7 protein-coding genes and 1 pseudogene are annotated in these 12,138 nt (G+C 72.1%); all 8 read left to right on the forward strand.

Going from position 1 to position 12,138, the window contains the following annotated elements:
* The first annotated feature begins 88 nt into the window (after positions 1-88).
* The 8 genes and pseudogenes from GLX30_RS20785 (at position 89) to GLX30_RS20820 (ending at position 12,008) form a co-directional block, all read left to right on the forward strand.
* On the forward strand, positions 89-1,591 hold the full coding sequence (locus GLX30_RS20785) for a resuscitation-promoting factor (protein ID WP_244258230.1): 1,503 nt from the start codon (positions 89-91) through the stop codon (positions 1,589-1,591).
* Complete coding sequence (gene rsmA / locus GLX30_RS20790) at positions 1,588-2,448, forward strand: 16S rRNA (adenine(1518)-N(6)/adenine(1519)-N(6))-dimethyltransferase RsmA (RefSeq protein ID WP_159691144.1); 861 nt, start codon at positions 1,588-1,590, stop codon at positions 2,446-2,448. Before GLX30_RS20785 ends, rsmA begins: the two co-directional genes overlap by 4 nt.
* Positions 2,445-3,350, forward strand: a complete 906-nt coding sequence (locus GLX30_RS20795; protein ID WP_159691147.1) for a 4-(cytidine 5'-diphospho)-2-C-methyl-D-erythritol kinase — start codon at positions 2,445-2,447, stop codon at positions 3,348-3,350. The genes rsmA and GLX30_RS20795 overlap by 4 nt, the downstream gene beginning before the upstream one ends.
* A gap of 255 nt (positions 3,351-3,605) precedes the next feature.
* Positions 3,606-4,919 carry an acyltransferase gene (locus GLX30_RS20800; RefSeq protein ID WP_159691149.1) on the forward strand — a complete coding sequence of 438 codons (1,314 nt, stop codon included), beginning with the start codon at positions 3,606-3,608 and terminating at the stop codon, positions 4,917-4,919.
* Positions 4,920-4,962: 43 nt separating this feature from the next.
* Entirely contained in the window at positions 4,963-6,768 is a 1,806-nt protein-coding gene (locus GLX30_RS20805; RefSeq protein WP_159691152.1) for an ABC-F family ATP-binding cassette domain-containing protein, read from the forward strand.
* Positions 6,769-7,339: 571 nt separating this feature from the next.
* A pseudogene (locus tag GLX30_RS20810) lies at positions 7,340-9,132 on the forward strand (PQQ-binding-like beta-propeller repeat protein).
* 52 nt (positions 9,133-9,184) lie between these two features.
* Entirely contained in the window at positions 9,185-11,047 is a 1,863-nt protein-coding gene (locus tag GLX30_RS20815) for a PQQ-binding-like beta-propeller repeat protein (protein WP_159691155.1), read from the forward strand.
* 265 nt (positions 11,048-11,312) lie between these two features.
* Positions 11,313-12,008, forward strand: coding sequence for a LuxR C-terminal-related transcriptional regulator (locus tag GLX30_RS20820; RefSeq protein ID WP_159691157.1), 696 nt, complete (start codon positions 11,313-11,315; stop codon positions 12,006-12,008).
* The last annotated feature ends 130 nt before the right edge of the window (positions 12,009-12,138 follow it).

The following is a 12,138-nucleotide window of genomic DNA, read 5'->3' on the forward strand; positions in this document are numbered from 1 at the left end:
GAGTGTTCGCGTCGCTTTGGAGAGTGACCATCCCTCCGCTACTGTCCGGTGCCACTTGGCTGACCGGACCTTACGGAGCGTCGTGAGCGTGAGTAATTCGCAGGGCAGTCACCGTGCGGCGCGCGGCTCACGCCGTGCCGGTGGCCGGTCCACGGCGGAAGCCGGCGCCGGCCGGGCCACCGTGCCGGCGCCCGCCCCGCCCTCTCCGGCGCCGTACGGCAGCGCGCCGCAGCCCGACCCCCGGGCCGCGGCGGCTCGCGGCGCTGCGTACGCCCCGACCCTGCCGTACCTGGACCGCGGGGCCCTGACCCTCGTCGACATGGCGGCGGGCACGCCCACGGCGGGCGTGGTGCCCCCGCACCGCCGGGCGGCCGTGGCGCAGGCGCCCACCCTGCCGTACGTGGACCTCCGGGGCGCGGGCCGTGCCGCCGAAGAGGAGCGGGGACGGCGCGCGCAGGCGCGACGCGGTGGATCGCGGCGGCGCAAACCTGCGGAGCGTCCGGACACGCTGCGGCGGCTCGTCCCGCGGGCCCTCGTCGTCGCCTTCCTCGCCGGCGGGACGTCCGCGTTCGTGGCCGACGACAAAGCGGTCCGGATCACCGTCGACGGCGTGCCGCGGACCGTGCACACCTTCGCCGACGACGTGAGCGAACTCCTCGAGGACGAGGGCCTGGTCCTGCGCGCCCACGATGTCGTCGCCCCTGGCCCCGAAGCGGACCTCGACAGCGGTGACGAGATCACCGTCCGCCACGGCAGGCCGTTGCGTCTCACCCTCGACGGCCGCCCCGGCGAGGTGTGGACCACGGCCACCACCGTCGAGGCGGCCCTGCGGGAACTGGGCGTGCGCGCGGAGGGGGCGTACCTCTCCGTGCCGCTTGCCACTCCGATCCCGAGATCCGGCCTGGTGCTGGACGTGCGCACCGAGAGGGCCGTCACGTTCATGGCCGACGGACGCGAACGCACCATCCGCACCAACGCCGCCACCATGGGCGAGGCCCTCGGGGAGGCGGGGATCGTGCTGCGCGGCCAGGACACCAGCTCCGTGCCGCCCGGCGGCTTCCCCCACGACGGACAGACCGTCACGGTCACGCGGATCAGCGGCGGCCGTGAGGTACGCGAGGAACCGATCGACTTCGCCGTCGAGAAGACCCTGGATCCCGCGCTCTTCACGGGCACGGAGGTCGTCGTACGGCAAGGACGGCCGGGCGTGCGCCGGGTCACGTACGCCCTGCGGACCGTCGACGGCGTCCGTCAGAAGCCGCGGCGGACCGCCACGGACGTCGTGCGCGAACCGGTCACCGAGCAGGTGAAGGTCGGCACCCGGCAGCCGCCGTCCTCGGTGGGCGGGGCGGACGGCCTGAACTGGGCGGCGCTCGCCGAGTGCGAATCGGGCGGGCGGCCGGGCGCCGTCGACCCCTCCGGCACCTACGGCGGGCTGTACCAGTTCGACACCGCGACCTGGCGCTCGCTCGGCGGCACCGGGCGTCCGCAGGACGCGTCCGCCGAGGAACAGACGTACCGGGCGAAGAAGCTCTATGTGCAGCGGGGGGCGAGTCCGTGGCCGCACTGCGGCCGTAGGCTGTATCGGTGAGCACCACTGATCCCGACGCACTCCTCGGCCCCGCCGACATCCGTGAGCTGGCCGCCGCGCTGGGCGTACGCCCCACCAAACAGCGCGGCCAGAACTTCGTCATCGACGCCAACACGGTCCGCAGGATCGTGCGCACCGCCGAGGTGAAGCCCGACGACGTGGTCGTCGAGATCGGCCCCGGCCTCGGCTCGCTGACCCTCGGGCTGCTGGAGGCCGCCGACCGGGTCGTGGCCGTGGAGATCGACGACGTGCTGGCCGGCGCCCTGCCGGCGACGGTCGCCGCGCGACTGCCCGACCGGGCGTCGCGTTTCTCGCTGGTGCACTCCGACGCGATGCACGTGCAGGAGCTCCCCGGGCCGCCGCCGACCGCGCTCGTCGCGAACCTGCCGTACAACGTCGCCGTGCCGGTCCTGCTGCACATGCTCGACCGCTTCCCGTCGATCGAGCGGACGCTCGTCATGGTCCAGGCCGAGGTCGCCGACCGGCTGGCCGCCGGCCCCGGGAACAAGGTGTACGGCGTGCCCTCGGTGAAGGCCAACTGGTACACCGAGGTCAAGCGGGCCGGGTCGATCGGCCGCAACGTCTTCTGGCCCGCGCCGAACGTGGACTCCGGCCTCGTCTCCCTCGTGCGGCGGACCTCGCCGGTGGCGACGACCGCCACCCGGATGGAGGTCTTCGCGGTCGTCGACGCCGCCTTCGCCCAGCGCCGCAAGACGCTGCGCGCCGCGCTCGCAGGATGGGCCGGATCACCGGCCGCGGCCGAGGAGGCCCTGGTCGCGGCGGGTGTGTCGCCGCAGGCGCGCGGCGAGTCGCTGACGGTGGAGGAGTTCGCGCGGATCGCGGAGGCGAAGAAGTGAGCGTCACGGTACGGGTGCCGGCCAAGGTCAACGTCCAGCTGGCGGTCGGCGGGGCACGCCCCGACGGCTTCCACGACCTGGCCAACGTCTTCCTGGCGGTCGGCCTCCACGACGAGGTGACGGTGCGGCCGGCCCCGTCCCTGAGCATCACCTGCTCCGGCCCGGACGCCGGGCAGGTCCCCCTGGACCGTACGAACCTGGCCGCGCGAGCCGCGGAACTGCTGGCGGCCCGTCACGGCATCTCGCCCGACGTCCACATCCACATCGACAAGGACATTCCCGTCGCCGGCGGCATGGCGGGCGGGAGCGCGGACGGCGCGGGCGCGCTGCTCGCGTGCGACGCGCTCTGGGGGCTCGGTTCCTCGCGTGACGAACTGCTCGCCATCTGCGCCGAGTTGGGCAGCGACGTGCCGTTCAGCCTGGTGGGCGGGGCGGCGCTCGGCACCGGCCGCGGCGAGCGGCTGACCGAGCTGGACGTCGGCGGGACGTTCCACTGGGTGTTCGCGGTGGCGGACGGCGGGCTCTCCACGCCCGCGGTGTACGGGGAGTTCGACAGGCTGAACGCCGGCCGCGCCGTTCCGGAGCCGGTTGCCTCGGCCGCGCTCCTCGACGCGCTGCGTACGGGTGACGTGCCCGCCCTGGCGGACGCCCTGTCCAACGACCTCCAGCCGGCGGCCCTGTCCCTGCGTCCGTCGCTCGCCGACACCCTTGCGGTCGGTGTCTCCGCGGGCGCGCTGGCCTCCCTGGTCTCCGGCTCCGGCCCGACGACGGCGTTCCTCGTCAAGGACGAGGACACGGCGGAGACGGTGGCCGAGGCGCTGACGGCGTCGGGCAAATGCCGCTCCGCACGGGCGGCGCGGGCGCCGGCGGCGGGGGCGAGGGTGGTCGCGGGCGCGGCGTGACGGGGGCTCTGCCCCCGGACCCCCGCGCTTCGAACGCCGGCGAGGCTGGTGGCGCGCAGCGTAATCCAGCCCGCCCCGCGCTCGAGGGCACCGCCCGCAGGGCGGTACGGGGTCGGGCCTGCCCCGGTTCGGGAGGAGCGGGGAGGGGAACGGCCCCGCGCAGCGGACCACGCCCCCGCCCGCCCGCATACTCACCGCCCACCTGAGTACGAGCGCTCTCCCGCCCGCCCCCGCCGACCCGGCACCGTGGCGCCCATGGGAACCAGCGTTCGTGAGCTTGCCGCCGCCACCCCCGGTACGCGGGACCGGTACGTCGATCTGTTGAGGGTCGCCTCGCTCGGGACAGTCGTCGCCGGGCACTGGCTCATGGCGGCGGTCACCGACGACGGCATCGGGAACCTTCTCGCCGTCGTGCCGGAGCTTCAGCTGCTCACCTGGGCCCTTCAGGTGATGCCCGTGTTCTTCTTCGTCGGCGGGTTCTCGCACGCCCTGTCCTACCGGTCGCTGCGGCGCCGGCATCCGGACCGGTCCGTGTACTCGGTCTTTCTGCGCGCCCGGCTCCAGCGGCTCCTGCGGCCCACGATGGCGTTCGTCCTCGTCTGGGGTGCCGCCGCGCTCGTCGTGCAGTTGCTCGGCGGGGGCGGCGGGATGACCGGGGTCGCGCTGCGGCTCGTGGCGCAGCCGCTGTGGTTCATCGGGATCTACCTCGCCATGGTCGCCTTCACCCCGCCGCTGCTGAAGCTGCACGAGCGGTTCGGCTGGGGCGCGTTCGGCGCGCTCCTCGGCGCGGCGGCGGCCGTGGACGTGCTCCGGTTCGCCGCCCATGTGCCCTTCGTCGAGTTCCTGAACTTCGCCTTCGTCTGGCTCGCCGTCCACCAGCTCGGGTTCCTGCGCGCCGACGGGCGTATCCGGATACCTGCCGCGCTCGCGGCGACGGGTCTCGCCGGGGCCGTCGCGCTCGTCGCGTTCGGGCCGTATCCGCTGTCCATGGTGGGAATGCCCGGCGAGAAGATCTCGAACATGGCCCCGCCGACCCTCGCCCTGCTGTTCCACGGGCTGTGGCTGGTCGGCGCGGTCGAACTGCTCAGGAGGCCGGGCGGACGGTTCGTGCGGCGGGCCCGCGTCTGGCGGGGTGTGGTGGCCACAAACGGGGTCGCCATGACCGCCTTCCTGTGGCACCTCACCGCCATGCTCGGCGTCTACGGGGCGATGATCGCGGCCGGCCTTCCGCTGCGGGCGCCGGCGTCGGCGGCCTGGTGGGCGCAGACGCCGCTGCGCGTCGCCGCCGCGGCCGGGCTGACCGCGCTGCTCGTCGCCGCGTTCCGCAGGTTCGAACGTCCCGCGCGGAGCGCCGTCACGCCGGTGCCGGGCACCGGGCCGATCGCCGCCGTGGGGATCGCGCTCTGCCTGTTCGGCATCCTGGGCCTTTCCATGGTCGGATTCGGCGGACTGCTCGAAGGCAGGACGGCGATGCTGGTCGCCGTGCACGTCAGCGCCCCCGCCGCCGTCGCCATGGCGCTCGGCGGCTGGCTGCTGGTGGAACGGGCCGGACGGGGCAGCCGCGCCTGACAAGTAGGCTGGGAGGTCGATCGTTCCCCCTGTCAGGAGAGAAATGGCCGTCAACCTGGTCAATGTCGAGGCAGTCAGCAAGGTGTACGGAACACGCGCCCTGCTCGACGGGGTCTCCCTCGGCGTCTCGGAGGGAGACCGTATCGGCGTCGTCGGCCGTAACGGCGACGGGAAGACCACCCTCGTCCGGTTGCTCGCCAAGCTGGAGGAGCCCGACACCGGCCGGGTCACCCAGAGCGGCGGGCTGCGGCTCGGCGTGCTGACGCAGCACGACTCGCTCGACCCGGAGGCGACGATCCGGCACGAGGTCATCGGGGACCTCGCGGACCACGAGTGGGCGGGCAACGCCAAGATCAGGGACGTGCTGACGGGGCTGTTCGACGGGCTCGACCTGTCCGGCTTCCCGCAGGGGCTCGACACCGTCATCGGACCGCTGTCCGGCGGCGAGCGCCGCCGTATCGCGCTCGCCAAGCTGCTGATCGCCGAGCAGGACCTGATCGTCCTCGACGAGCCGACCAACCACCTCGACGTCGAGGGCATCGCCTGGCTCGCCCGGCATCTGCAGACGCGCCGTTCCGCGCTCGTCTGCGTCACCCACGACCGCTGGTTCCTCGACCAGGTCTGCACCCGCATGTGGGACGTCCAGCGTGGCGACGTGTACGAGTACGAGGGCGGCTACTCCGACTACGTCTTCGCACGGGCGGAGCGGGAGCGGATCGCCGCGACCGAGGAGAGCAAGCGGCAGAACCTGATGCGCAAGGAGCTGGCCTGGCTGCGGCGCGGCGCCCCCGCCCGTACGTCCAAGCCCCGCTACCGCATCGAGGCGGCGAACGAGCTGATCGCCGACGTGCCGCCGCCGCGTGACACGTCCGAGCTGATGAAGTTCGCGTCCGCGCGGCTCGGCAAGACGGTGTTCGACCTCGAGGACGTCACGGTCCAGGCCGGCCCGAAGGTGCTGCTGAAGCATCTGACCTGGCAGCTCGGCCCCGGTGACCGTATCGGTCTGGTCGGTGTCAACGGCGCGGGCAAGACGTCACTGCTGCGCACGCTCGCAACGGCGGCCGTCTCCGGCGGCGAGGAGCAGCCCGTCGCGGGCCGGGTCACCGTCGGCAGGACCGTACGGCTCGCCTACCTCTCGCAGGACGTCACCGAACTGCCGCCCGCGCTGCGCGTGCTGGAGGCGGTCCAGCAGATCCGCGACCGGGTCGACCTCGGCAAGGGCCGGGAGATGACCGCGGGCCAGCTGTGCGAGCAGTTCGGCTTCGGCAAGGAGAAGCAGTGGACGCCCGTCGGCGACCTGTCGGGCGGTGAGCGGCGCCGGCTCCAGTTGCTGCGCCTGCTGATGGACGAACCGAACGTCCTCTTCCTCGACGAGCCCACCAACGACCTCGACATCGAGACCCTGACCCAGCTCGAGGACGTCCTCGACGGCTGGCCCGGCTCGATGGTGGTCATCTCGCACGACCGGTTCTTCCTCGAGCGGACCACGGACCGTACGTTCGCGCTGCTCGGCGACGGCACGCTGCGCATGCTGCCGCGTGGTATCGACGAGTACCTGGAGCGCAGGGCGCGGATGGTGGAGGCCGCCGTGCCGACGCCGTCGCCCGCCCCGTCCGGCGCCGTCAAGGAGAAGTCGGCGGCCGACGCCCGCGCGGCGAAGAAGGAGCTCCAGCGGATCGAGCGGCAGCTCGACAAGGTCTCCGACAAGGAGACCAAGCTGCACGCACAGATCGCCTATAACGCCACAGACTTCGAAAAGGTCGCCAAACTGGACGCTGAGCTCCGTGAACTCGCTGCCGAGCGCGAAGAGTTGGAGATGCGCTGGCTCGAACTGGCGGAAGACGCCTGACCGGCGGCTCCCCGCCGCCCGTAGAGAAGCCGTGCAGAGCGCGTAACAACCCCATCACGGCCCGGTCCTCCCTTGGGAACAGGGGAGGGCCGAGCCCGCTCTCCCCTCGTCACGGGTGATACAAAGAAGGCCCGCTCGACTGATGTAGAACAACGGGGTTCGTGTCCGAATCACTCCTTCCGGTGGATGCGCTTGCCGGAGGAGCGGGGGAGTTCGTCCGGGCAGCAGACCGTACGAAGGGGGAAGCGCAGATGGGGCAGCCGCCGCCGTCCGGTCAAGCACGGTCCGCGGACCCGTGGCGCGGGGTTCCGCAGCCGCCCGCGTATCCGCCGGCCGCACCCGTGCACCACAGCCGTCCGTCATGCACGCCGGCCCACCCGCTTCCGGCGGCGCCGTCACCACATCGGACCCTCGCCCTGTGCGGGAGCCGCCGTGTCGGTGGTCGCGCCCTCGGGCGGTGAGCGGCAGGTGCCGCTGAACACCGTGATGGTTTCCGGCAGATGAACGCGGTCTGGGTCGTCCGGACATCCCCAACTCCCACTCGCATCTCCCACCCATGAGGTAGTACGCCATGACGCAGCCGCCGAACCAGCCCCCGCAGGGAGGCTTCGGAGCCCCCCAGGATCCTCAGCAGGGAGCTCCGCAGCAGCCCCAGCCGCCCGCGCAGCCGCCGCAGATGCCGCCCGCCCCGCAGGGACCGCCGCCGGCGGCGCCTCCCGGTGCGCCGGCGCCCGGGTACGGCTACCCGCAGCAGCCTCCCGGCCAGCCGGGTTACGGCTATCCCCAGCAGCCGGGGCCGTACGCGCAGCAGTCGGGCCCGTACAACCAGCAGCCCGGCGCGTACAACCAGCCGGGTCCGTACGGCGGATACCCGACACAGCCGCAGTACCCGGGTGCGCCCGCGCCGGGCGGCGGCGGCTTCTTCAAGGGGAAGACCGGCATCGTCGTGGCAGCTTCGGCCGCCGCGCTGCTCCTTGTCGGCGGTGGTACCTGGTACGTCGTCAGCAGTGGCGACGGCAAGAAGGACAAGCCGGCCGTCAGCAAGTCCAGCGACGACCCGAAGCCGACCGGCTCCGCGTCCGTCGACCAGGGCGACGGCAGCGGCACCGGACGCGAGGGCAACGAGGACCTCAACGCCGGCCGCAAGGACGGCGAGGCCAAGGTCCTGTTCCTGACGAAGAACGACATCGACCTGCCCCGCAACGGCGCCGAGGTGTTCGGCCCGTGGATGGCCGGCGACACGGTCGTCAAGGCCATGTACCGGGAGGTCGCGGGCTACTCGGTGACCGACGGCAGCAAGAAGTGGAGCGTGCCGCTGCCAGCGGAGGTGTGCTCGGCCCCGGCGCAGACCTCCGCCGACGGCAAGATCGTCATCGGTGTCAAGGACGGCCTCACCGAGAAGGCCAAGTGCAACGACCTCCAGATGATCGACCTGAAGACGGGCAAGGCCGGCTGGAAGAAGCCGATCCCGAAGGCGTCCGGCGCGTTCGCCTCCCTCTCCGACTTCACCCTGGCCATCAGCGGCAATACGCTCGCTGTGGGCGGCAGCGGCAACTCCTACGGCTTCTCGATGGCCGACGGCAAGCAGCTCTTCGGCAAGCCGGGCAGCGGCTGCAAGCCGTTCGCCTTCGCCGGCGGCCCGAAGCTGCTGGCCGGCGCGAGCTGCCCCACGGACGACTACGACAAGCCGAAGCAGCAGCTCCAGGAGATCGACCCCGCCAGCGGCAAGCCCAGGTGGACGTACAACACCCCGAAGGCTGGGAGATCGACAAGGTCTACTCCGCGAGCCCGCTGGTCATCTCCATCACCCAGCGTGAGCCGGAGAAGAAGTGGTCGATCATCGCGCTGACCGACAACGGCAAGCTGCGTTCGCAGATCTCGGGCGGCAAGAACGACAAGTTCCAGCCGCGCTGCGGCGGGGCGTTCGTCATCTTCGGCCAGAACCTCGAGGGCTGCACCGGTGTCGCCGCCGACGCGAAGCACTTCTACATGGCCACGGAGACCGAGTACGGCAAGGCGAACGAGCTCGTCGCCTTCAGCCTCGACAGCGGCAAGGAAGCCTGGCGCGCGCCGGCCGGCGCGGAGCGCAAGATGACGCCGCTGCGCATCGAGGGCGGCAACGTCCTTGTCTACATGCAGCCCTCGTACGACACGGGCGGCGGTGTCGCCACCGTCGCGCCGACCGGTGGGGCGCCGAAGATGCTGCTCCAGCACCCGGCCTCGACCGCCGAGGTCGAGAACTCCTTCTACTCCCCGAAGATGGCGTACGCGGACGGCCGGTTCTTCATCGCCAGCGGTCGTGTGAGCGCGCCCAACGACAAGGCCGAGAAGGAGACGAAGACCATGATGGGCTTCGGCCAGTGACCGATTCCGCCGTCGTAGGACCCACCTTCCGTCCCCCAGAGGTAAGCAAGCCATGACGCAGCCGCCGCCACCGCCCAGTCAGCCGCCCGGCCCGCCGCCGAACCAGCCGCCCGGCCCGCCGAGCCAGCCCCCGAGCCAGCCCCCCGGTCCGCCTTCGGGCGGCGGCTACGGAATGGCGAAGGAGCCTCAGCAGCCGGCCGGCGGGTACGGCACCCCCGCGCCGCAGCCGCAGAGCCCCGCGCCGGGAGCGCCCTACGGTTACCCGCAGACGCCCCCTCCCGCCGAGCCGGGCTACGGCTATCCGCAGACGCCGCCGCAGAGCCCGGCGCCGGGGGCGCCCTACGGTCACCCGCAGCACGGCGCTCCCGGGCAGCCTGCCTACAGCGCGCCGACGCAGCCGATGATGCCGCAGCCGGCCGTGCCCTCCGGGGGCGGCGGGCTGCTGAACAAGACGCAGCTGCAGATCGTCATCGCCGCGTTCGTCGCCATCGTGCTGATCATCGGCGGCGGGTTCTTCTACTCGTCCACCAAGGACGACGGCGGCAAGCAGGACGAGGCGAAGAGCAGCTCGGGCGGCACCGAGGGCGGCAAGGGCGGCAAGGGCGGCGACGCCCCGGCCGCCCCCGACGGCCCCGGCAAGGAGAAGGCCCCGGCCGACACGGCCTCCAAGGTCGCCTTCCAGCTGCCGATCCCCGCGCGTTTCGACGTGACGGGTGTGCCGGGCTCCTGGGTCACCGACAAGGCGTTCGTCAAGACGAGCGTCAACACGATCGTGGCCCACGACGTGGCCAAGGGCACCGTGCTGTGGACCCTCGACCTGCCCGGCCAGGTGTGTGCCGCCTCGCGTCACATGACCGAGGACAACAAGACCGCGGTCGTCTTCGAGGCCACGAAGCGGGCCAAGGGAGACAAGGGCTACCCGCCGTGCTCCGAGGTCGGCGTCGTCGACCTCACCGCCGGCAAGCTGCTCTGGAGCAAGTCGGTCACCGGCGGCGCCAGCGGTGACCAGAAGGCCCGCTTCGACCAGGTCACCCTCAGCGGCAACACGGTGGCCGCCGGATACCTCGGCGGCAGCGCCGCGTTCGACCTGACGACCGGTGCCGTCCGCTGGAAGCCCACCGTCGACGCCCAGGAGTGCCGGGACATCGGCTACGGCGGCGGAAAGGCGCTCGTCGCGGTACGCCGCTGCGGCTCGTACGACAACGCCCAGGTGACCATCCAGCCGCTCAACCCGGAGAACGGCACCCCGCTCTCGTCCTTCAAGATGCCGGCCGGTGTCGAGGACGCGCGGATCGTCTCCTCCGACCCGCTGGTCGTCGCCGCCGACGTCGGTGACACGGGAACGTTCGGCATCTCGGACTTCTTCTCGATCGACGGCAAGACCGGGAAGCTGCGTGCCAAGATCGCGGCACCGGGCGACAAGTACCTCGCGAGGTGCTCCGCCAGCGACGGCGTCGAGGGCTGCCAGTTCGTGGTCGTCGGCAACGACAAGATCTACCTGCCGACGGAGGAGCACGAGGGAACGGGCGAGTCCTACTCGCGCACCAACGAGATCATCGCCTTCGACCTGGCGACCGGAAAGGCCGTCAGCGGCCGTGCGGACGCAGGCGAGGGGTACCACTCGCTGCCGCTGCGCATGGACGGCGGCAACATCATCGCGTACAAGTGGCCCCCCTACGACAAGGGCGGCCAGGTCGTCAGCATCAACGGCGCCACCCTCAAGGAGACCGTCCTGCTGGTGAACCCGGCGGACAAGACGGTCCGGGACGCCGAGACGAGCTTCGTGGAGTCCGGCTCGGAGTACCACTTCAAGAACGGGCGGCTGTTCATCGCGGACGACACCCTGAGCGAGCCCGACACGGGCAGCTCGAGCTCGTCGAAGTTCATGGCGATCTCCTTCGGCCCGAAGAGCTGATCCGCACCACCGCGTCACCGCTCCGGCGCATCGCCGCACCGCGGCCCGGTCCCTCGCAGAAGCGCGAGGCCGGGCCGCGGCCGTTTCCCCACCATCGTCCTGACGCCTGCCCTCAAGTGGTCCTGTTTGGTGAAGAATTCGGCATTCCGGGGGGCTTCTGCCGAGTTAGGGGCGCGCAATGTCGAACAAGCGTGTACCTTGCCGGGACTGACGGGGTAGCCGTGGAGGGCCGGGGGGCCGACTCCAGCGGGACGGGGGTTGCTCGATGGGCGTTCGGCTCATGGTGGTCGACGACCACAGGCTGCTCGCGGAGGCGCTCGCCTCCGCGCTGAAGCTGCGCGGGCACCGGGTGCTCGCGGCGGCGGCGCCCGCGGCCGGAGCGGCCGATCTGGTGATAGCCAGGGCCCCGGAGGTGTGCCTGCTGGGCACGGCGACGCCGGCGGAGCCGGGCGCCTTCGACCCGGTCGTCCGTATCAAACGGGAACGGCCGCAGGTTGCCGTCGTGGTCCTCGGACCGGTACCCAGTCCGCGCGGGATAGCGGCGGCGTTCGCCGCCGGGGCGTCCGGTTACGTGCGCCACGACGAGCGCATAGAGGGCGTGGAGCGGGCGCTGGTGAAGGCGCGGTCGGGGGAGGCGGTGGTGGCGCCGCTGCTGCTCCAGGGCGCGTTCGCCGAGCTGCTCAATCCGGTCGCGCAGCCGGACGACGAGGGCCAGCGGCTGCTGCAACTGCTGACGCCGCGCGAGGTGGAGGTGCTGGTGCGGGTCGCGGAGGGCGAGGACACCCGGCTGATCGCCGTCGGTATGGGGATCGCGCCGAGCACGGCCCGCACCCATGTGCAGCGGGTGCTGATGAAGCTGGGAGTGGGCTCCCGGCTGGAGGCGGCGGCGCTCGCCGCCCGTACCGGTCTGCTGGACCGCGCGGCGTACGGGACTCCGTCCGGTCCCGGCGCGGCCTACTAGGCCCCGTCAGGCCGGTTCGCGGGGTCATCACCCGGACCAACACATCTGCTGATGCCTTTTGTTTGTTTTCCGGCAGGGGCCGCTCAGGGTCGGCCTGCGGCCCACCCATTGACCGGCCTGTTGAGTTGTG

It is taken from the genome of Streptomyces sp. Tu 2975, from assembly GCF_009832925.1.
Classification (GTDB): Bacteria; Actinomycetota; Actinomycetes; order Streptomycetales; family Streptomycetaceae; genus Streptomyces.

Bases quoted from the DNA above. Each gene is read 5' to 3' on its own strand.
- GLX30_RS20800 (WP_159691149.1), top strand. From the start codon at position 3,606: ATGGGAACCAGCGTTCGTGAGCTTGCCGCCGCCACCCCCGGTACGCGG.
- GLX30_RS20805 (WP_159691152.1), top strand. From the start codon at position 4,963: ATGGCCGTCAACCTGGTCAATGTCGAGGCAGTCAGCAAGGTGTACGGA.
- GLX30_RS20815 (WP_159691155.1), top strand. From the start codon at position 9,185: ATGACGCAGCCGCCGCCACCGCCCAGTCAGCCGCCCGGCCCGCCGCCG.
- GLX30_RS20820 (WP_159691157.1), top strand. From the start codon at position 11,313: ATGGGCGTTCGGCTCATGGTGGTCGACGACCACAGGCTGCTCGCGGAG.